Annotated in this window: 15 protein-coding genes; all 15 read left to right on the forward strand. The window is 65.0% G+C overall.

Translation table 11 applies throughout. The annotated features are described in order from the left end of the window. Positions 1 to 120 precede the first annotated feature (120 nt). The 15 genes from V6W80_RS03110 to ptsP all read left to right on the forward strand — a co-directional run bounded on the left by V6W80_RS03110 (position 121) and on the right by ptsP (position 21,900). Positions 121 to 1,185: a pilus assembly protein PilM gene (locus tag V6W80_RS03110; RefSeq protein ID WP_338545819.1), complete on the forward strand. Its 1,065-nt coding sequence runs from the start codon at positions 121 to 123 to the stop codon at positions 1,183 to 1,185. Beyond that, the gene (locus tag V6W80_RS03115) at positions 1,186 to 1,773 is read left to right on the forward strand and encodes a PilN domain-containing protein (protein ID WP_017641026.1); all 588 of its coding nucleotides are present in this window, start codon (positions 1,186 to 1,188) and stop codon (positions 1,771 to 1,773) included. It abuts the gene before it with no gap. Next, positions 1,770 to 2,423: a type 4a pilus biogenesis protein PilO gene (gene pilO, locus V6W80_RS03120; RefSeq protein WP_017641025.1), complete on the forward strand. Its 654-nt coding sequence runs from the start codon at positions 1,770 to 1,772 to the stop codon at positions 2,421 to 2,423. Before V6W80_RS03115 ends, pilO begins: the two co-directional genes overlap by 4 nt. After that, positions 2,420 to 2,938 carry a pilus assembly protein PilP gene (locus tag V6W80_RS03125; RefSeq protein ID WP_026083837.1) on the forward strand — a complete coding sequence of 173 codons (519 nt, stop codon included), beginning with the start codon at positions 2,420 to 2,422 and terminating at the stop codon, positions 2,936 to 2,938. The genes pilO and V6W80_RS03125 overlap by 4 nt, the downstream gene beginning before the upstream one ends. After that, on the forward strand, positions 2,938 to 5,202 hold the full coding sequence (pilQ, locus tag V6W80_RS03130) for a type IV pilus secretin PilQ (RefSeq protein ID WP_338545820.1): 2,265 nt from the start codon (positions 2,938 to 2,940) through the stop codon (positions 5,200 to 5,202). The genes V6W80_RS03125 and pilQ overlap by 1 nt, the downstream gene beginning before the upstream one ends. A gap of 5 nt (positions 5,203 to 5,207) precedes the next feature. Then, positions 5,208 to 5,726 carry a shikimate kinase AroK gene (gene aroK, locus V6W80_RS03135; RefSeq protein ID WP_059313511.1) on the forward strand — a complete coding sequence of 173 codons (519 nt, stop codon included), beginning with the start codon at positions 5,208 to 5,210 and terminating at the stop codon, positions 5,724 to 5,726. A gap of 52 nt (positions 5,727 to 5,778) precedes the next feature. After that, positions 5,779 to 6,873 carry a 3-dehydroquinate synthase gene (gene aroB / locus V6W80_RS03140; RefSeq protein WP_338545821.1) on the forward strand — a complete coding sequence of 365 codons (1,095 nt, stop codon included), beginning with the start codon at positions 5,779 to 5,781 and terminating at the stop codon, positions 6,871 to 6,873. Between the two features lie 18 nt (positions 6,874 to 6,891). Further along, positions 6,892 to 8,490, forward strand: coding sequence for an AAA family ATPase (locus V6W80_RS03145; protein ID WP_338545822.1), 1,599 nt, complete (start codon positions 6,892 to 6,894; stop codon positions 8,488 to 8,490). A 215-nt stretch (positions 8,491 to 8,705) separates the two neighbouring features. After that, positions 8,706 to 13,154 carry a glutamate synthase large subunit gene (gene gltB / locus V6W80_RS03150; protein ID WP_338545823.1) on the forward strand — a complete coding sequence of 1,483 codons (4,449 nt, stop codon included), beginning with the start codon at positions 8,706 to 8,708 and terminating at the stop codon, positions 13,152 to 13,154. A gap of 90 nt (positions 13,155 to 13,244) precedes the next feature. Beyond that, positions 13,245 to 14,663 (forward strand): FAD-dependent oxidoreductase, encoded by a 1,419-nt coding sequence (locus V6W80_RS03155; RefSeq protein ID WP_064309265.1) that lies wholly within the window; start codon positions 13,245 to 13,247, stop codon positions 14,661 to 14,663. 370 nt (positions 14,664 to 15,033) lie between these two features. Beyond that, complete coding sequence (gene hemE, locus V6W80_RS03160) at positions 15,034 to 16,101, forward strand: uroporphyrinogen decarboxylase (protein WP_184292003.1); 1,068 nt, start codon at positions 15,034 to 15,036, stop codon at positions 16,099 to 16,101. 92 nt (positions 16,102 to 16,193) lie between these two features. Next, positions 16,194 to 17,207 carry an Ldh family oxidoreductase gene (locus tag V6W80_RS03165; protein ID WP_184292005.1) on the forward strand — a complete coding sequence of 338 codons (1,014 nt, stop codon included), beginning with the start codon at positions 16,194 to 16,196 and terminating at the stop codon, positions 17,205 to 17,207. Positions 17,208 to 17,320: 113 nt separating this feature from the next. Then, the gene (locus V6W80_RS03170; protein WP_338545824.1) at positions 17,321 to 18,844 is read left to right on the forward strand and encodes an MFS transporter; all 1,524 of its coding nucleotides are present in this window, start codon (positions 17,321 to 17,323) and stop codon (positions 18,842 to 18,844) included. Between the two features lie 191 nt (positions 18,845 to 19,035). After that, a complete protein-coding gene (locus V6W80_RS03175) occupies positions 19,036 to 19,509 on the forward strand; it encodes an RNA pyrophosphohydrolase (protein ID WP_007161635.1) in 474 nt (157 codons plus the stop codon). A 111-nt stretch (positions 19,510 to 19,620) separates the two neighbouring features. Then, a complete protein-coding gene (ptsP, locus tag V6W80_RS03180; RefSeq protein WP_160924102.1) occupies positions 19,621 to 21,900 on the forward strand; it encodes a phosphoenolpyruvate--protein phosphotransferase in 2,280 nt (759 codons plus the stop codon). Positions 21,901 to 21,931: the final 31 nt, after the last annotated feature.

The raw sequence follows: 21,931 nt of genomic DNA on the forward strand, positions 1-21,931 counted from the left end.
CAGCCTACACGGCGTCGCCATTATAGGCGCGTTTGGCGGTTGGCCGCTATTTGCTCGGGTGTCAAGTCTGTTATCTAATGCCCGTCCGCGGAAGACCACCGTCGCTCATAGGGAACTGATGTGCTAGGGCTATTCAGAAAGAAGGCGAATACGCTGCTGGGTATCGACGTCAGTTCGACATCCGTGAAACTCATCGAGTTGAGCCGTGCAGGCGGGCGCTACCGGGTGGAAGCCTATGCGGTCGAACCCCTGCCGGCCAATGCCGTGGTGGAAAAGAACATCGCCGAGCTGGAGGGCGTGGGCCTCGCCATCGGCAGGGTGCTGGTCAAGGCGCGCAGTTCCGCGCGCAGCGCCGCCGTGGCCGTCTCCGGTTCGGCGGTGATCGCCAAGGCCATCGAGATGGATGCCGGCCTCACCGACGACGAGCTGGAAAACCAGATCAAGCTGGAAGCCGATCAATACATCCCCTATCCCCTGGACGAGGTCGCCATCGACTTCGAGGTGCAGGGGCCGTCGCCACGCAACGCCGAGCGCGTCGAGGTGCTGCTGGCCGCCTGCCGGAAGGAAAACGTCGAGGTCCGCGAGGCGGCCCTGGCGCTGGCCGGCGTTTCGGCCAAGGTGGTCGACGTCGAGGCCTATGCCCTGGAGCGCGCCTACCAGTTGCTGGCCAATCAGCTCGGCGGCCACGTCGACGACCTGACCGTGGCGGTGGTCGACATCGGCGCCACCATGACCACCCTGAGCGTGCTGCACAACGGCAAGACCATCTACACCCGCGAGCAGCTGTTTGGCGGCCGCCAGCTCACCGAAGAGATCCAGCGTCGCTATGGGCTGTCGGTGGAGGAGGCCGGTCTGGCCAAGAAGCAGGGTGGCCTGCCTGACGACTACCAGAGCGAGGTGCTGACGCCCTTCCGCGAGGCGGTGGTGCAGCAGGTGGCGCGCTCGCTGCAGTTCTTTTTCGCCGCCGGGCAATACAATGATGTGGACTACATCTTGCTTGCTGGAGGAACCGCGTCAATTTCCGGACTCGACCGCTTGATCCAGCAGAAAATCGGCACCCCCACGGTCCTGGCCAATCCCTTCGCCGACATGACCGTCAGCAACAAGGTCAATGCGGCGGCCCTGGCGGGTGACGCCCCGGCGCTGATGATCGCCTGCGGCCTGGCCATGAGGAGTTTCGACTAAATGGCCCGCATCAACCTCTTGCCCTGGCGGGAGCAGCTGCGCGAAGAAAGGCGCAAGCAGTTCCTGGTGATCCTGGGCGGCATCTTCGTGCTCTCGTGCGGCGCCGTGTTTCTCGGGGATCAGTACCTGTCCGGCGAGATCGCCCGTCAGGAGGCGCGCAATGCCTTCATCCAGCAGAACATCGCCCAGCTGGACGTGCGCATCAAGGAGATCAGCGAGCTCAAGACCCGTCGCCAGCAACTGCTGGCACGGATGAAGATCATCCAGGACCTGCAGGGCAACCGCCCGGTCATCGGCCACGTCTTCGATCAACTGGTGCGCACCCTGCCGGACGGCGTGTACTTCCGCGAGCTGAAGATGCAGGGCGACACCCTGTCCATCAGCGGCGAGGCGGAATCCAACAACCGGGTCTCCAACCTGATGCGTAATCTGGACGCCTCCGACTGGTTCGCTTCGCCTACGCTGATCGAGGTGAAGGCGACCACTGCCGGGGCGGTGGATCAGGCCAACACCTTCCAGCTCACCGTCAAGCAGACCCAGCCCGGCGCTCCTGCGCCGGCCCCGCTCGCTAAGGGAGGCAAACCATGAGTCTCGCCGATTCCCTGGCCAGCCTGCGCAAGGTCGACATCAACGAACTCAGCCTGGAGAACCTCGGTTCCTGGCCCAAGCCGGTCAAGGTCATCGCCTGCCTGCTGATCGTGCTGGTGGTGCTCCTGCTCGGCTATCAGTTCCACCTCAGCGACATGCAGGCGCAGCTGGACAGCCAGCGCACCCAGGAAGAGACCCTCAAGCAGCAATACGCCAGCAAGGCCTTCCAGGCCGCCAATCTGGATGCCTACAAGCAGCAGATGGTCGAGATGGAAGAGTCCTTCGGCGCGCTGCTGCGTCAGCTGCCCGGCGATACCGAGGTGCCGGCGCTGCTGGAGGACATCACCCGGACCGGCCTGGGCAGTGGCCTGGAATTCGAGCAGATCAAGCTCCTGCCCGAGGTGACCCAGCAGTTCTATGTCGAGTTGCCGATCCAGATCACCGTGGTGGGCAACTATCATGATCTGGCGACCTTCGTCAGCAGCGTCTCCAGCCTGCCGCGCATCGTCACCCTGCACGACTTCGACCTCAAGCCGGTGGATGACCGAAACGCCAATGGCGGCGGCACGGTATCCGGGACCGGTGGCAAGTTGCGCATGAACGTCCTGGCCAAGACCTATCGCTACAACGACAAGGGGCTCGGCAAATGAGGACGCCTCTGTTGCTCTGCCTGCTGACCGGCGTGCTGGTCGGCTGCGGTTCCAGCGATACCAGCGATCTGCAGGCCTTCATGGACGAAACCCGCGCCAAGCCGCGCGGTTCCATCGAGCCGCTGCCGCAGTTCCGCGCCTACGAACCCTTCACCTATGCCGCTGCGGCGCTGCGCAGCCCCTTCCAGGCGCCGGTACGCATCGACCCCACGGTGCGCCAGCGCGGGACCGGCAACATCAAGCCGGACGTGAATCGGCCGAAGCAGTTTCTCGAAGGCTTCAACATCGAGACCTTCAGCATGGTGGGCATCCTGGCCAACGCCAGTGGCCGCTATGCGCTGGTCAACGGCGCCGGGGGCGTACATCGCGTCAAGGTGGGGGACTACCTGGGCCGCAACGACGGGCGCATCACCAAGATCACCGACGGTGAGATCGACGTGATCGAAATCGTCCCGGATGGCGAGGGTGGCTGGCTGGAGCGGCCGCGCACCATCACCTTGAAGGAAAAGACTTAATGGGCGGGGCAAGTACAGTGAAGACGAATAGCGCAAGACGGCTGGGACTGGGATTGGCCCTGTTGCTGGGTAGCCTGGCCGGCCAGGTCCTGGCCGCCGATCTGCAGGCCTTGAACGTCGCCTCCCTGCCCGGGGATCGCATCGAACTCAAGCTGACCTTCGATCAGCCGGTACCGATCCCCAAGGGCTACACCATCGAGCAGCCGGCGCGGATCGCCCTGGACCTGCCCGGCGTGGCCAACAAGCTGGGTACCAAGAGCCGCGAGCTGGGCAATGGCAATGCCCGCAGCGTGACGGTGGTCGAGGCGGGCAACCGGACCCGGCTGATCATCAACCTCACCAATCTGGCCAGCTACGACACCCGTGCCGACGGTCGCAACCTGTTCGTCACCATCGGCGGCACCGCGGGTCGCCAGGCGGCCGGTGCCCAGGCCAACCTGACGCCGAATCTGCCGCGCGCCGCGGCGCCGGCCACCGTGACCGCGCCGTCGTCCGCCCCGCTGCCCAGCGCCGTCACCCGCACGCCGCTGCCGCCGACTCAGGCCACTTCCACCGTGGCGGCCATGACCGCGCCGCGGCCGCAACTGCGCGGCAAGGCGATCCGTCATCTCGACTTCCAGCGGGGTCCCCAGGGCGAGGGCAACGTGGTCATCGACCTGAGCGAGACCGGCATCAACCCGGACATCCAGGAGCAGGGCGGCAAGATCCGCCTGACCTTCGCCGGCACTCAGTTGCCCGAGGAGTTGCGGGTACGGCTGGACGTCAAGGACTTCGCCACCCCGGTGCAGTTCGTCAACGCCTCCGCCGACAGCAGCGGGGCGTCCATCGTCATCGAACCGACCGGGACCTACGACTACCTGGCCTACCAGACCAACAATCGCCTGACCCTGAGCGTCAAGCCGCTCACCACCGAGGAAAAGGAAAAGCGCGCAGCCGATCGCTTCACCTACACCGGCGAAAAGCTGTCGCTGAACTTCCAGGACATCGACGTCCGCTCGGTGCTGCAGCTGATCGCCGACTTCACCAACCTCAACCTGGTGGCGAGCGACACCGTGCAGGGCAACATCACCCTGCGCCTGCAGAACGTACCCTGGGATCAGGCGCTGGATTTGATCCTCAAGACCAAGGGCCTGGACAAGCGCCAGATCGGCAACGTGCTGCTGGTCGCGCCGGCCGACGAGATCGCCGCGCGTGAGCGCCAGGAGCTGGAATCCCAGAAACAGATCCAGCAGCTCGCTCCCCTGCGACGCGACCTGATCCAGGTCAACTATGCCAAGGCCGCCGACATCGCCAAGTTGTTCCAGTCGGTGACCAGTGCCGACAAGACCGCCGACGAGCGTGGCTCCATCTCGGTGGACGAGCGTACCAACAGCATCATCGCCTACCAGACCCAGAATCGCCTGGACGAACTGCGGCGCATCGTCTCGCAGCTGGACATCCCGGTACGTCAGGTGATGATCGAGGCGCGGCTGGTGGAAGCCAACGTCGACTACAGCAAGCAGCTGGGCGTGCGCTGGGGCGGAACTCAGTTCCGCAGCAATGGCTACCTCTATGGTAAAGACGGAGCGACGGGTTTCACCCGAGACGCGACAACTGGAAATCTGCAAGCGTCCGCACCAGGAACAGCGACTGTAGGTAACGTAACACTGCAGAATGGGGCTCTTGCACCAACGCCGTTCGTGGACATGGGTGTCGCGGGCAGCACCTCTGGTATCGGTATCGGCTTTATCACAGGTAGTGGCGTGCTTGACTTGCAGCTTTCTGCTTTGCAGGCCAGTGGCAATGGGGAAATCATTTCCCAGCCCAAGGTAGTAACCTCGGACAAGGAGACCGCCAAGATCCTGCGCGGTACCGAGATTCCCTACCAGGAAGCCAGCTCCAGCGGTGCCACCAGCACCAGCTTCAAACAGGCAGCCCTGTCGCTGGAGGTGACGCCGCAGATCACCCCGGACAACCGCATCATCATGGAGGTCAAGGTCAACAAGGATGCGCCTGACTACCAGAACGCCTTTAATGGTGTGCCGCCGATCAGCAAGAACGAGGTCAATGCCAAGGTGCTGGTGAGCGATGGCGAGACCATCGTGCTGGGTGGGGTGTTCTCCAATACCCAAACCCGGTCTACCACCAAGGTGCCCATGCTGGGTGATATCCCCTATGTGGGTCGGCTGTTTCGCCGGGATGCGGTCACGGACAGCAAAGTCGAGCTGCTGATCTTCCTCACGCCGCGTATCATGAACAACCAGGCGATAGCGGTTGGTCGATGACATAAGTGCGTAATCTGTTTCTCGTAGGACCGATGGGCTCGGGCAAGAGCACCATCGGTCGGCTCCTGGCGAAGGAATTGCGGCTGCCGTTCAAGGATTCCGACAAGGTAATCGAAGAACGCACCGGTGCCGACATCCCCTGGATCTTCGATGTGGAAGGCGAGCAGGGCTTTCGCGAGCGTGAACACGCCGCGATCGCCGAGCTATGCGCGGAAAACGGTCTGGTGATGGCCACCGGGGGCGGCGCCGTGCTGCGCGAAGACAATCGCCAGGCACTCAAGCATGGCGGGCGGGTCATCTACCTGCATGCCTCCATTGAGCAGCAGATTGAGCGTACCTCGCGGGACCGCAATCGGCCGCTGCTGCAGACCGCCGATCCCGCGGCCGTATTGCGCAATCTCATGGCCATGCGTGATCCGCTGTATCGCGAGATCGCCGACATCATCATCGAGACCGACGAGCGGCCACCGCGGCTGGTGGTGTTGCAGATACTCGACCGTCTGAAAGCCCTGGCACCACATTAAAGCCGCGGGCGTTCTGCGCTATGCTAGGCGCCCTTTGAATCAAGGTGATGGCATGCGGACTCTTCACGTCGAGCTCGGTGAGCGCAGCTACCCGATCTACATCGGCCAGGGCCTTCTGGATCGACCGGAATGCGTCCTGCCCCATCTCGCCGGACGCAAGGTGGCGATCGTCACCAATGACACCATCGCGCCGCTTTATCTGGAGCGCCTGCTGCGCACCCTGGGCGATCGGCTGGTCAGCACCATCGTGCTGCCCGACGGCGAGGCGCACAAGAATTGGGAAACCCTGCAGCTGATCTTCGATGGTCTGTTGCAGGATCGCCATGACCGCAAGACCACCCTCATCGCCCTGGGCGGCGGGGTGATCGGCGACATGGGCGGCTTCGCCGCGGCCTGCTATCAGCGTGGGGTGGACTTCATCCAGGTACCCACCACGCTCCTGTCCCAGGTGGATTCCTCGGTGGGCGGCAAGACCGGCATCAACCACCCGCTGGGCAAGAACATGGTCGGCGCCTTCTATCAGCCGAAGGCGGTAATCATCGACACCGACAGCTTGGCGACCCTGCCGGCGCGCGAGCTGTCGGCTGGCCTGGCCGAGGTCATCAAGTATGGCCTGATCTGTGACGAACCCTTTCTCGGCTGGCTCGAAGAGCACGTCGAGGCGCTGCTGGCACTGGATCAGACCGCGCTCACCGAAGCCATCGAGCGCTCCTGCGCGGCCAAGGCCCAAGTGGTGGGCAGCGACGAGCGCGAGTCGGGCCTGCGGGCGATCCTCAACCTCGGCCATACCTTCGGACATGCCATCGAGACCCACCAGGGCTATGGCGTCTGGCTGCATGGCGAGGCGGTCTCCGCCGGCATGGTGATGGCGCTGCAGATGTCCCTGCTGCTGGGCTGGTTGAGTCCTGCGCAGCGTGACCGGGCGATCCGCCTGCTGGTCAAGGCCAAGCTGCCCGTGGTGCCCCCGGCCGATATGCAGCCGGCCGATTTCGAACGCCTCATGGCGGTGGACAAGAAGGTCCTGGACGGACAACTACGGCTGGTGCTGCTCAGTGACCTGGGCCAAGCCGTGGTGACCGCTGACTTCGCCCGCGACATTCTCGAGCAGACGCTGCGTACCGATTACCAAGCGCTGACCGCCCAGTAAGGAGAACAAGAGAGTCCCATGTCCAATCTGCATGCCGACGAAGCCTTTCTCGGTCACTATCAGTTCACTCACGACCCGTTCGCTGCCCGCGTTCCTGGTTTCAAATTCTTTCCGGCGCAGCGCAAGCCGGTGCTGGGCCAGTTGCATCACCTGGCTCGCTACAGCCAGCTCCTGCTGGTGGTCAGTGGTCCCGAGGGCAGTGGCAAGACCTTGCTGCGCCAGGCGCTGGCGGCCAGCACCAAGAAGGAAGCCGTGCATTGCGTGGTGATTTCCGCGCAGAACGGCGGTGACGCCCGCACGGTGTTGGCCCAGGTCGCCAAGGGCGTGGGTGCCGACAGCCAGACGCCTGCAGCCATTCTCGAACAGGCGGCGGAAGTGCGCCTGGCGGGACAGGAGGTCTACATCCTGGTGGATGACGCCGAGGCCCTAGCCACTCCCGCGCTGGAAGCCCTGCTGGAGTTGGCTGGCGGCACCGAAAAGGAGCGCCTGCACGTCTTCCTGTTTGGCGAGGCGGAAGTGGTGATGCGCCTGGAAGACATCGCCCAGGGCGAAGAGCGCTATCACGCCATCGAATTGCTGCCCTACAGCGAGAGCGAGGCCGAGGAATACCTGGCCCAGCGTCTGGAGGGTGCCGGTCAGGGCCTGGAGATCTTTACCGACGAGCAGCTCGCGACCATCCACGAGCGCTCCGGCGGCTGGCCCGGTCGGCTCAACGAAGAAGCCCGGGATGTGCTGGTAGCCGGCATGAGCGCCCGGCGCAAGAAGGCCGCGACACCGGTGAAAGGCTCGCGCAATCTGCTGGCGGCCCTGCCGCGCAAGCATCTGGTCATTCTCGGGGTGGTGGTGCTGGCGGTGGGCGCCGCCGCCCTGTCGCTCAAGGGCGGCAAGAGCGAGGCCCCGGCGACCGCGACCACGGGGCAGGACCTGCCTATGGGCGGTCAGAACACCGCCTCTGCCGGTAAGGACGCCCAGGGGGCGCCCATCCAGTTCGACGGCTCTTCCAAGCCGCTGCCCCTGCCGCTGGTGGGTGAGTCGCAGCCGGTCATCCGTGAACCCCTCGCGGAAGCGGCGGGCGGTCGTCAGGCGGGTACCGCCGCGGGCAACGACATGGGTGCGGGCGGCGTGCCGCCGACCGTGACCACCGATGCCCCACCCATCAGTGACGAGGACGAACTGCCCAGCCGCACGCCGGCGCGTACTCCGGCGGCCAGCGCTCCGGCAGTGGCGGCTCCGGCGCCCCGTCACACCGCACCTGCGCCTACCCCTGCACCGGCACCGACCAAGCCGGCTCCGGCTGCAGCGCCCGCTCATGCGGGCAGCGCAGCAGCGGGTTGGTACGGCAGCCAGTCGGGCAGCAAGTACGCCCTGCAGGTAGTGGGCACCAGTACCGAGAAGGCAGCGCAGGACTTCATCGCCCGCCAGACCGACAGTGGCAGCTTTCACTACTTCAAGAAAAGCTACCAGGGCAAGGCGCTCTATGTAGTGACCTACGGCAGCTTCGCCAATCGTGCGGCAGCCGAGGCGGCGGCCAAGCAGTTGCCGGCCAAGGTGCAGGCCAGCAAGCCCTGGCCACGGACCTTCGCCAGCATCCAGCAGGACATCGCCACCAGCCGTTGATTCTTGCTTGCCGCGAAAGAAAGCCCTGGCGCTATCACGAGAGTGACGCCGGGGCTTTCTATTTTGCGTCATGGAATTTTCATCAGGTGTCATCAGTGTTTGTCGAAGGCGTTTTTTTCGCTACACTGGTCAGCCTTTGACTGTCCGAAAAAAGTTCAAATAAGCGGACAGTTTTGTGATGCCTTCGCAATAACCTGATTGCCGGTGAGAGCGCTATGAAAGCAGGCCTGTTCAATCCCGATAGCTTCAAGGACAACTGCGGCTTCGGCCTGATCGCCCATATGCAGGGCGAGCCCAGCCACAACCTGCTGGAAACGGCCATTGAAGCCCTGACCTGCATGACCCACCGGGGCGGTATCAACGCGGACGGCAAGACCGGCGACGGTTGCGGTCTGCTCATGCAGAAGCCGGATGCCTTCCTGCGCGCCATCGCCCAGGAGCAGTTCGGCGTCGACTTGCCCGAGCAATATGCCGCGGGCGTGGTGTTCTTCAACCAGGACGAGGCCCGTGCCGAACAGGCTCGCGCCAACATGAACCTGGAGATCGAGGCCGCTGGCCTGACCCTGGTCGGTTGGCGCAAGGTGCCCATCGATACTTCCGTGCTGGGTGAACTCGCTCTGGCGCGACTGCCCCGCATCGAGCAGGTGTTCGTCGCCGGTCCCGGTCTCGACGACCAGCAGTTCGCCGTCAAGCTGTTCTCCGCCCGCCGCCGTTCCTCGGTGCGCAATGCCGAGGACGCCGAACACTACATCTGCAGCCTGTCGTCCCGGGTCATCGTCTACAAGGGCCTGATGATGCCGGCGGACCTCGCCGCCTTCTATCCGGACCTCGGCGATCCGCGCCTGGCTACCGCCATCTGTGTGTTCCACCAGCGCTTCTCCACCAACACCCTGCCAAAGTGGCCGCTGGCGCAGCCCTTCCGCTATCTCGCCCACAACGGCGAGATCAACACCATCACCGGCAACCGCAACTGGGCCCAGGCGCGGCGGACCAAGTTCGTCAACGAACTGATCCCGGATCTCGACCAGCTCGGTCCGCTGGTCAATCGCGTCGGGTCCGACTCCTCCAGCATGGACAATATGCTGGAGCTGCTGGTGACCGGCGGCATGGACCTGTTCCGCGCCGTGCGCATGATCATTCCGCCGGCCTGGCAGAACGTCGAGACCATGGACGCCGATCTGCGCGCCTTCTACGAATTCAACTCCATGCACATGGAGCCCTGGGACGGTCCGGCCGGCGTGGTGCTGACCGAAGGTCGCTATGCGGTCTGCCTGCTCGATCGCAACGGCCTGCGTCCGGCGCGCTGGGTGACCACCAAGAACGGCTACATCACCCTGGCCTCGGAAGTGGGCGTCTGGAACTATCAGCCCGACGACGTCATCGCCAAGGGCCGGGTCGGCCCGGGCCAGATACTGGCCGTGGACACCGAGACCGGTGAGGTGCTGCAGACCGACGACATCGACAATCGCCTCAAGGCGCGTCATCCCTACAAGCAGTGGCTGCGCAAGAACGCCATGCGCATCCAGGCGACCCTGGACGACAACGATCACGGTTCGGCCTTCTACGACCAGGATCAGTTGCGCCAGTACATGAAGATGTTCCAGGTCACCTTCGAGGAGCGTGACCAGGTCCTGCGCCCGCTGGGCGAGCAGGGTCAGGAAGCCGTGGGTTCCATGGGCGACGACACCCCCATGGCGGTCCTGTCGCGGCGTATCCGTTCGCCCTATGACTACTTCCGCCAGCAGTTCGCCCAGGTCACCAACCCGCCGATCGACCCGCTGCGCGAGTCCATCGTCATGTCCCTGGAGACCTGCCTGGGTGCCGAGCGCAACGTCTTCGAGGAAACCGCCGAGCACGCCGATCGCGCCATCCTGAGCAGCCCGGTGGTCTCGCCGGCCAAGTGGCGGACCATCCTCAACATGCCCAAGCCTGGCTTCGAGCATGTCAAGATCGACCTCAACTACCCCGAGTCCATGGGCCTCGAGGCGGCGCTGCGCAACATCGTCGAGCAGGCAGAGGAGGCCGTGCGTGCCGGCAAGGTATTGCTGGTGCTGACTGACCGCCACATCGAGCCGGGCAAGCTGCCGGTACACGCGGTGCTGGCCACCGGCGCCGTGCATCACCACCTGGTCAACCTGGGCCTGCGTACCAGCAGCAACATCCTGGTGGAGACCGCCACCGCCCGTGATCCGCACCACTTCGCCGTGCTGCTGGGCTTTGGCGCCACCGCGGTCTATCCGTTCCTGGCCTATGAGGTGCTGGGTGACCTGATCCGCACCGGCGAGGTGCTGGGCGACCTCTACGAGGTGTTCAAGTACTACCGCAAGGGCATCACCAAGGGCCTGCTCAAGGTGATCTCCAAGATGGGCATCTCCACCGTCGCCTCCTATCGCGGCGCCCAGCTGTTCGAGGCCGTGGGCCTGGCGGACGAGGTCACCGACCTCTGCTTCCCCGGTGTCACCAGTCGCATCAAGGGCGCGCGCTTCGTCGACCTGGAAGCCGAGCAGAAACTGCTGGCCGGCGAGGCCTGGAACAACCGCAAGCCGATCCAGCCGGGTGGCCTGCTCAAGTTCGTCTATGGCGGCGAATACCACGCCTACAACCCGGACGTGGTCAACCTGCTGCAGGCCGCCGTGCAACAGGGCGACTATGCCAAGTTCCGCGAATACACCGCGCTGGTGGACCAGCGTCCGGTGGCGATGATCCGCGACCTGCTCAAGGTCAAGACCAGTGACCAGCCCCTGGCGCTGGACGAGATCGAGCCGCTAGCCAACATCTTCACCCGCTTCGATGCGGCCGGCATCTCCCTGGGCGCCCTGTCGCCAGAGGCCCACGAGGCCCTGGCCGAGGCCATGAACCGCCTGGGTGGACGCTCCAACTCCGGTGAGGGCGGCGAGGATCCGGCGCGCTACGGCACGGTCAAGAGCTCCAAGATCAAGCAGGTGGCCACCGGCCGCTTCGGCGTCACTCCCGAGTACCTGGTCAATGCAGAGGTCCTGCAGATCAAGGTGGCCCAGGGCGCCAAGCCGGGCGAGGGCGGTCAGCTCCCCGGTGGCAAGGTCAACGGCCTGATCGCCAAGCTGCGCTATGCGGTACCTGGCGTGACGCTGATCTCGCCGCCGCCGCACCACGACATCTATTCCATCGAGGACCTGTCGCAGCTGATCTTCGACCTCAAGCAGGTCAACCCCAAGGCGCTGGTATCAGTCAAGCTGGTGTCCGAGCCTGGCGTAGGTACCGTGGCCGCCGGTGTGGCCAAGGCCTATGCCGACCTCATCACCATCTCCGGCTATGACGGCGGTACCGGTGCTTCGCCGGTGACCTCCATCAAGTACGCCGGCTCGCCCTGGGAATTGGGCCTGGCCGAGGCGCACCAGACCCTGCGCGGTAACGATCTGCGCGGCAAGGTGCGGGTGCAGACCGACGGCGGCCTGAAGACCGGCCTGGACGTGATCAAGGCGGCCATCCTCGGCGCCGAGAGCTTTGGCTTCGGCACCGCGCCGATGATCGCCCTGGGTTGCAAATACCTGCGCATCTGCCACCTGAACAACTGCGCCACCGGTGTCGCCACCCAGAACGACCGACTGCGCAAGGAGCACTTCATCGGCACGGTGGAAATGGTGATGAATTTCTTCACCTTCATCGCCGAGGAGACCCGCGAATGGCTGGCCAAGCTGGGCGTACGCAGCCTGGGCGAGCTGATCGGCCGTACCGACCTGCTGGAAATCCTGCCGGGCGAGACCGCCAAGCAACAGCACCTGGACCTCACCCCGCTGCTGGGTAGCGACCACATCCCGGCGGAGAAGCCGCAATACTGCCAGGTGGAAAAGAACCCGCCGTTCGACCAGGGTCTGCTAGCCGAGGAAATGGTGCGTCTGTCCCTGCCGGGCATCGAGCAGCTCGAAGGCGGTGACTTCAGCCTCAGTATCGGCAACTGCGACCGCTCCATCGGTGCCCGTGTCTCCGGCGAAATCGCCCGGCGTCACGGCAACCAGGGCATGGTCAAGGCGCCGCTGACCTTCCGCTTCAAGGGCACCGCTGGCCAGAGCTTCGGCGTCTGGAATGCCGGCGGCCTGCACCTGTATCTGGAAGGCGATGCCAACGACTACGTGGGCAAGGGCATGACCGGCGGCAAGCTGGTCATCACCCCGCCCCAGGGCGCGGGCTTCAAGAGCCAGGAATCGGCCATCATCGGCAATACCTGCCTCTATGGCGCCACCGGTGGCAAGCTGTTCGCCGCTGGCACCGCCGGTGAACGCTTCGGGGTGCGTAACTCCGGGGCCCACACCGTGGTGGAAGGCACCGGCGACCACTGCTGCGAGTACATGACCGGCGGCTTCGTCTGCGTCCTGGGCAAGACCGGCTACAACTTCGGCTCGGGCATGACCGGCGGCTTCGCCTATGTGCTGGACCTGGACAACGGCTTCTATGACCGGGTCAACCACGAACTGGTAGAGATCCAGCGCATCAACAGCGAGGCCATGGAGGCCTACCGCAGCCACCTGGAAGGGGTGCTGGCTGAATACGTGCGCGAGACCGGCAGCGCCTGGGGCAGCCATCTCCATGAGAACCTGGACGACTACCTGCGCAAGTTCTGGCTGGTGAAGCCCAAGGCCGCCAGCCTGGCGTCGCTGCTGGTCAGCACCCGCGCCCGTCCGGAATAACGACTTCGATGCCGGCGCCTCAAGGCGCCGGTTTCACCGTGATAGCTCGTGGCGCCCTGCTGAAGGGGCGTCGCTTCAAGAGGTTTGGAAATGGCTGAACGTCTGAACAACGACTTCCAGTTCATCGAGGTCGGTCGCAAGGATCCAAAGAAGAAGCTGCTGCGCCAGCGCAAGAAGGAATTCGTCGAGATCCACGATCCCTTCAAGCCGCAGCAGGCTGCCGAGCAGGCGCATCGCTGTCTGGGTTGCGGCAACCCCTATTGCGAATGGAAGTGCCCGGTGCACAACTTCATTCCCAACTGGCTCAAGCTGGTGTCCGAAGGCAACATCCTGGCGGCGGCGGAACTGTCGCACCAGACCAACACCCTGCCCGAGGTCTGTGGTCGCGTCTGCCCGCAGGATCGGCTCTGCGAGGGCGCCTGTACCCTCAACGACGGTTTCGGCGCGGTGACCATCGGCTCGGTGGAGAAGTACATCACCGACACCGCCTTCGCCATGGGTTGGCGCCCGGACATGTCCAAGGTCAAGCCCACCGGCAAGCGGGTCGCCGTGATCGGTGCCGGTCCGGCCGGCCTGGGTTGCGCCGACATCCTGGTACGCAATGGCGTGACCCCGGTGGTGTTCGACAAGCATCCCGAGATCGGTGGCCTGCTGACCTTCGGCATCCCCGAATTCAAGCTGGAAAAGACCGTGCTCAGTCGCCGTCGCGAGGTCTTCGGCGGGATGGGCGTGGAATTCCGTCTGAACACCGAGGTGGGCAAGGACGTGACCATGGATCAGCTGCTCGAGGAATTCGATGCGGTTTTCCTGGGTATGGGCACCTACACCTACATGAAGGGCGGCTTCCCCGGCGAAGACCTGCCTGGCGTCCACGACGCCCTGGATTTCCTGGTGGCCAACGTCAACCGCAACCTGGGCTTCGAAAAAGATGCGGCCGACTTCGTCGACATGAAGGGCAAGCGCGTGGTGGTTCTGGGCGGAGGTGACACCGCCATGGACTGCAACCGCACCTCCATCCGCCAGGGCGCCAAGAGCGTGACCTGCGCCTATCGCCGCGACGCCGCCAACATGCCGGGCTCGCGCAAGGAAGTGAAGAACGCCAAGGAAGAGGGCGTGAAGTTCCTCTTCAACCGCCAGCCCATCGCCATCATCGGCGAAGACAAGGTGGAAGGCGTCAAGGTGGTGGAAACCCGTCTGGGCGAGCCCGATGCCCGTGGCCGCCGCAGTCCCGAGCCGATCCCCGGTTCCGAGGAGATCCTGCCGGCCGATGCGGTGGTCATCGCCTTCGGTTTCCGCCCGAGTCCCGCGCCCTGGTTCGAGCAGTTCAACATCGACATCGACAGCCAGGGCCGCGTCGTCGCGCCGGGGCTGCACGAGTTCAAGCACCAGACCAGCAACCCGAAGATCTTTGCCGGTGGCGACATGGTGCGCGGCTCCGACCTGGTGGTGACCGCCATCTTCGAAGGCCGCAACGCCGCCGAGGGCATCCTCGACTACCTGGGCGTCTGAGGCCAGGCCGCTGGACAAGAGCCGACCGGTGCAAGCCGGTCGGCTTTTTTTTGGGGTGGGATCCTGCCGGCACGGGGCTTCGTGCAGTATCCGCCAAGCAATCGCGGCCATGGGCCGCTCCTACGAAAAACGTCACTCTGTAGGAGCGGTCGCTACGGCGCACCGGCATGGCCACGATTAGCCCGCCGAGCCGTAGGATTGAAAACCGCACAGCGTTTTCCATCTGGATGACCGTCCGGCGATAGGCGAGGCTGCACCGTCACCCTACGGAGCACCCCATCACCCCGATAGATAAAAGGCACGCCCCCCTGCCGTGCCTTTTGCCAGCCGCTTTGCGACAATGCCAGCACTTTTGCTGCCGGATGTCGCCATGACTGCCCTGAAGAACGACCGTTTTCTGCGTGCCCTGCTCAAGCAGCCGGTGGACGTCACCCCGGTGTGGATGATGCGCCAGGCCGGGCGCTACCTGCCCGAGTACCGCGCCAGCCGGGCCCGCGCCGGTGACTTCATGAGTCTGTGCAAGAACCCGCAATTCGCCTGCGAGGTAACCTTGCAGCCGCTGGAGCGCTATCCCCTGGATGCGGCCATCCTCTTCTCCGACATCCTCACCATCCCCGATGCCATGGGCCAGGGCCTCTATTTCGAGACTGGCGAGGGTCCGCGCTTTCGCAAGGTGATCGATACCCCGGCCGACATCGAGGCGCTGCCGATCCCCGATGCCGAATCCGACCTGGGCTACGTGATGGACGCCGTGCGCACCATCCGCACGGCGCTGGACGGCCGGGTACCCCTGATCGGCTTTTCCGGCAGCCCCTGGACCCTGGCTACCTACATGATCGAAGGCGGCTCCAGCAAGGATTTCCGCAAGGCCAAGGCCATGCTCTACGACACCCCCGAGGCCCTGCACCTGCTGCTGGATAAGCTGGCCCAGGCGGTCACCTCCTACCTCAACGGCCAGATTCGTGCTGGCGCCCAGGCGGTGCAGATCTTCGATACCTGGGGCGGCAACCTATCCGCCGCGGCCTACCAGGAGTTCTCCCTGGCCTATATGCGCAAGATCGTCGCCGGGCTGATCCGCGAGCATGAAGGACGACAGGTACCGGTGATCCTCTTCACCAAGAACGGCGGTCTCTGGCTGGAAAGCCTGGCCGACAGCGGCGCCGAGGCCCTGGGCCTGGACTGGACCTGCGACATTGGCGAAGCGCGCCGCCGCGTGGGTGCCAAGGTTGCCCTGCAGGGCAACATGGATCCCAGCGTGCTCTACGCCAAGCCGGCGGCCATTCGCGCCGAGGTGGGGCGTATCCTGGAAAGCTATGGCCAGGGCAGCGGCCACGTCTTCAACCTGGGTCACGGCATCACTCCCGAGGTGGACCCGGCTCACGCCGGCGCCTTCATCGAAGCCGTGCACGAGTTGTCGGGGCGCTACCACCAGGGCTGACTGTGCCGGGATCGGCATGACCGGTCCCAAGTCGAGCGAGCGGGCCGTGGCTGGTTGCGGCATAGTCGGGGTTTTCCCGATGGAGCGCCGCCATGGCCCAGATGACCCCGGAAGAGCTGCAGCACCTGGCCGAAGAGGTGCTTGCGGCCCAGGGTTTCAGTCAACCGCAGAGTACAGCCATCGCCGCCATGATGGTGGCCGGCCAGCGTGATGACTGTGCCTCCCACGGCATCTATCGGCTGCTGGGCATCGTCAAGACGCTCAAGGCCGGCAAGGTGGTGCCGGATGCCGAACCCCGCATCGAGGACGTGGCGCCGGCCATCGTCAGGGTCGATGCCGGGGGTGGCTTCTCGCCGCTGGCCTTCCACGCCGGTCTGCCGCTGCTGGAAGCCAAGGCGCGCGCCTGTGGCCTGGCGGCCCTGACGATCAACAACTGCGTGCACTTCTCGGCGCTCTGGGTGGAGATGGAAGCCCTCACCGCCAGGGGCCTGGTGGCCCTGGCCTGCAATCCGACCCAGGCCTATGTCGCCCCGGCCGGCGGTCGTCGCCCGCTGTTCGGTACCAATCCCATCGCCTTTGGCTGGCCGCGGCCGGAAGGGCAACCCTTCGTCTTCGATTTCGCCACCAGTGCCGTGGCTCGCGGCGAGATCGAACTGCATCGTCGCGCCGGCAAGGCCTTGCCCGAGGGCTGGGGAGTGGATGCCGAGGGTGCTCCCAGCAGCGATGCCCGCACCGTGCTGGAGGAGGGCGCCATGCTCACCTTTGGTGGTCACAAGGGCTCGGCGCTGTCGGCCATGATCGAATTGCTCGCCGGACCGCTGATCGGCGATCTCACCAGCCCGGAATCTTCCGCGGTCGACGCCGGGGCGGGCGGACTGCCTTATCACGGCGAACTCATCCTGGCCTTCGATCCCCAGCGTTTTCTCGGCGCAGCGGTAGGCGACTACCAGCAGCGCGCCGAGCAGTTGTTCGCCGGCATCGAGGCCCAGGGCGCCCGCCTGCCGTCGCAGCGCCGCTACCAGGCGCGGGCTCGCAATACCACCCGTGGCTGGGTGGAGGTGCCGGACGAACTCCTAGCAGACGTCCGGGCCCTGCTACCTGGCTGAGCCGGGACGCGATGCGCATCACCTGAAGGAGGCTGCGACAACGCGGCCTCTGAACCCCGTGCCAGACGCAGGGTCCACGACTGGCCCCCCCTTAGTGCCAGCCCTGGGTCTTCATGTACGCCGACGACACCGATCGCCCCCATCACCGCGGCCTGTTGCTGCTGAGCATCACCCTGATGGTGCTGGTGTACTTTCTCGACAACCTGTCCATCGCCCTGGCCAACCGCTATGTCTATGGCGGCCTCGGCATCGACCCGCGCAGCTACAGCCTGGCGACCGCCTGCTACAGCGTCGCCGTCATCGTCACCAGCGCGCCGCACCAGTGGTTCGCCCAGCGCCTGGGCTATCGCAACCTGATCTTTACCGCCGTCGGCATCCATCTGGTCGGCCAGGTATGCTGCCTGGTGGCCACGGATCTTCCGACCTTCATCGCCGGACGCGTCCTGATGGGCGCCGGCGCCGCCACCTTCTTTGCCGGGGCGCGGGTGCTGGTGCAGATGTATTTCTCCGGTCCGCAGCTGCCGACCGGGATCCGCGCCTTCGCCTCGGGCGTGCCCCTGGGGGGTGCGCTGGCGTCCTTCACCACCGCGGAATTGCTGGAAGGCCATCAGTGGCGCGCCATCTTCATGGTGCCGGCGCTGGCCTGCGCGTTGGTGGCCATTTGCGTCTGGCTGTCGCTGCCGCGGCGTTCCCACCCGCTGGAGAATTCCGGGGCGCCGTCGCTGCTATCCATGGTGCTGCTGGCGGGTGGCAGTCTGCTGTTGACCACCACCACCCAGCGGCTGGCCTTCGATTTCTTCAGCGATGGTCCGTGGCTGGCCCTGGAGCTGCTGCTGGGCACGGCCATCCTCGGGCTCTACGTCTATTACGAGCGCGGCCTGGTGCGGCCGACCCTGGACTTCAAGCATGCCATCACCCCCGGCTTTCTCGCCGGCATGCTGTTCATGATGCTCAATTACTTCCTGCTCGGGGCCTACAACTTCATCATTCCCCAGTACGTGGTCAACGGTCTGCAGCTGCCGGTCTATACCGCCGGGGGCGTCATGGCGCTCGGCTGGCTGTGCGGCCTGGCACCCTTGCTGATGATCACGTCGGTGCGGCTGCGCGAGCGCTTTCCCTGGGGCGGCTTTCGCAAGTACCTGGTGGCGGGCTATCTGCTGCTGGCCGGCTACGGCTTCTGGATGGTGCACCAGCACGCCGACGTGCCCCTCTATCAGCAGCTGGTGCCGGGCCTGATGATGCATGGCACCTACCTGATCGGTACCTTCGCGGTGATCATCATGTACACCTTCATGCGCGTCGAACCGGCCTATTTCAGCCAGGCCTACCAGATCAAGAACATGACCCAGCAGCTGGTCATGCCCATGGGTATCGTGCTGTCCAACGTCTTCCTGCAGTGGCGCGACGCCTTCCATGCCACGGTGCTCAGCGCTGCGGTCAACCCCTATGCCCCGAACTACCAGGCCTACGTCGAACGCTATCGGCAGGCTACCGGCGCCGACAGCGCCCTGGCGCAGATCTCCAGTCTGGTCACCCGCCAGAGTCAGGTGCTGGGCTATCTCGACTATTTCTGGCTGGTCGGCTGGATCGGTCTGGCGCTGGCGGTCTACATGGCCGTACAGCGGCATTTCCGCTAGCGCACGACGATTGCCCGCCCTTAAGCCGACGTTCAGCTGGCGACCACCATAATGCGGGCCTTTGCAGGTCGCGGCGGTTGCCGGGAGCCTGCGCCGGTCGGCCGCGCCCCGGTCGGTCCGGAGCTTGCATTGCTGGGCTGTCGGGCTTTGTGGAACAATGCGGGCAACGATATTTTTCAAGGGTGGCAGCCGTGATCGACGCTGATGGTTTTCGCCCCAATGTCGGCATCATTCTCGCCAACGATGCCGGCCAAGTACTGTGGGCTCGCCGCATCAACCAGGATGCCTGGCAGTTTCCCCAGGGTGGGATCGATGACCGGGAAACGCCCGAAGAGGCGCTGTACCGGGAGCTCAACGAAGAGGTGGGGCTTAGCCCCGATGATGTCCGTATCCTGGCCTGTACCCGGGGCTGGTTGCGCTATCGTCTGCCGCAGCGCATGGTGCGCACCCACAGCCGTCCGCTGTGCATCGGCCAGAAGCAGAAGTGGTTTCTGCTGCGGCTGACCGCGGAAGAGCAGCGGGTGCGGATGGATGTGACGGGCAAGCCGGAATTCGATGGCTGGCGCTGGGTAAGCTACTGGTACCCTCTGGGCCAGGTGGTGACCTTCAAGCGAGAGGTCTATCGGCGGGCGCTCAAGGAGTTGGCACCCCGCTTGCTGGCCTGATTGCCGGTACGGCCGGTGCGAAAGAGGTGAGGAGAAGCTGTGGTCATGCAGGATGAACGACACGTGATGCACGCCGGCGGATCCGCCGGGCGTCGGCTGCGGAGGCGCTAGATGCTTGCAGTTCTGCGCAAGATCGTCCAGGAGGTCAATGCCGCCAAGGATCTGGGGTCGGCACTGTCCATCATCGTGCAGCGCGTCCGCGCGGCCATGCAGTCGCAGGTCTGCTCCGTCTATCTGCTGGATCCGGACACCAACCGTTTCGTGCTGATGGCCACCGAAGGTCTCAACAAGAAGTCCATCGGCCGGGTCAGCATGGCCCCCAACGAGGGCCTGGTCGGTCTGGTCGGCACCCGCGAAGAGCCGCTCAATCTCGAAGACGCCGCCAGCCACCCGCGCTTTCGCTATTTCGCCGAGACCGGTGAGGAACGCTATGCGTCTTTCCTCGGTGCACCCATCATCCACCACCGTCGGGTCATGGGCGTGCTGGTGGTGCAGCAGAAGGAACGCCGTCAGTTCGACGAGGGCGAGGAAGCCTTCCTGGTCACCATGAGCGCCCAGCTCGCCGGGGTGATCGCCCATGCCGAGGCCACCGGGACGATCCGTGGTCTGGATCGGCAGGGCAGGGGCATCCAGGAAGCCCGCTTCGTCGGCATCCCCGGCTCGCCCGGGGTCGGCGTCGGCAAGGCGGTGGTGGTCCTGCCACCGGCCGACCTGGAAGTGGTCCCGGACAAGACCGTGACCGACATCGACGCCGAGCTGCAGTTGTTCCGCTCGGCGCTGGAAGGCGTGCGGGCGGACATGAAGGCGCTGTCCAAGCGGCTGTCCACCCAGTTGCGCAAGGAAGAGCAGGCGCTGTTCGACGTCTATCTGATGATGCTCGACGACGCCGCCCTCGGTAACGAGGTGACCACCATCATCAAGAGCGGCCAGTGGGCCCAGGGCGCCCTGCGCCAGGTGGTGATGGAGCACGTCCAGCGCTTCGAGCTGATGGACGACGCCTACCTGCGCGAACGCGCCGCCGATGTGCGCGACCTCGGGCGCCGGCTCCTAGCCTATCTGCAGCAGGCCCACCAGGCCTGCCTGATCTACCCGGAAAACACCATCCTGGTCAGCGAGGAGCTCTCGCCGGCCATGCTCGGCGAGGTGCCCGAGGGGCGCCTGGTCGGCCTGATCTCGGTGCTGGGTTCGGGCAACTCCCACGTTGCCATCCTGGCGCGTGCCATGGGCGTGCCCACCGTCATGGGCGCGGTGGACCTGCCGTATTCCAAGGTGGACGGCATCGACCTCATCGTCGATGGCTACCACGGCGAAATCTTCACCAACCCTTCGCCCACGCTGATCAAGCAGTACGGCGACGTGGTGGAAGAGGAGCGCCAGCTGACCCAGGGCCTCGATGCCCTGCGCAGCCTGCCCTGCGAGACCCTCGACGGCCACCGCATGCCACTGTGGGTCAACACCGGCCTGATGGCCGACGTGGCCCGCGCCCAGCAGCGGGGCGCCGAAGGGGTCGGGCTGTATCGCACCGAAGTCCCCTTCATGGTCAACGAGCGCTTTCCCAGCGAGAAGGAGCAGCTCTCCATCTATCGCGAGCAGCTGGCGGCCTTCCATCCGGCGCCGGTGACCATGCGCACCCTGGACGTTGGCGGCGACAAGGCGCTGTCCTATTTCCCGATCAAGGAAGACAACCCCTTCTTGGGCTGGCGCGGCATCCGTGTCACCCTGGATCATCCGGAAATCTTCCTGGTGCAGACCCGTGCCATGCTCAAGGCCAGCGAAGGCCTGAACAACCTGCGCATCATGCTGCCGATGATCTCCGGCGTGCACGAGGTGGAGGAATCCCAGCATCTGCTGCATCGTGCCTGGTGCGAGGTGCGTGACGAAGGTGTCGACATTCCCATGCCGCCGGTGGGCGTCATGGTCGAGGTGCCCTCGGCGGTCTACCAGGCCCGTGATCTGGCGCGCCAGGTGGACTTCATCTCGGTAGGCTCCAACGACCTGACCCAGTACCTGCTGGCGGTGGATCGCAACAATCCGCGGGTGGCCGATCTCTACGACTACTTCCACCCGGCGGTGCTGCAGGCGCTGCAACAGGTGGTCGATGGCGCCCATGCCGAAGGGGTGCCGGTCAGCATCTGCGGCGAGATGGCCGGCGATCCGGCGGCGGCGGTGCTGCTCATGGGCATGGGCTTCGATACCCTGTCGATGAACGCCACCAACCTGCCCAAGGTGAAATGGCTGCTGCGCCAGGTCACCCTGGAAAAGGCCCGGGAACTGGTGCAGCAGATGCGCCAGATCGACAACCCCCAGGTCATCCACAGCGCCCTGCATCTCGCCTTGCGCAACCTCGGACTGGGTCGGGTGATCAACCCGGCGGCCAGCGTCCAGAGCTGAGCGTGTCCGGCGGGAAGGCCGCTTCCCGCCG

Source organism: Pseudomonas benzopyrenica (assembly GCF_036884265.1).
Taxonomy (GTDB): domain Bacteria; phylum Pseudomonadota; class Gammaproteobacteria; order Pseudomonadales; family Pseudomonadaceae; genus Chryseomonas; species Chryseomonas benzopyrenica.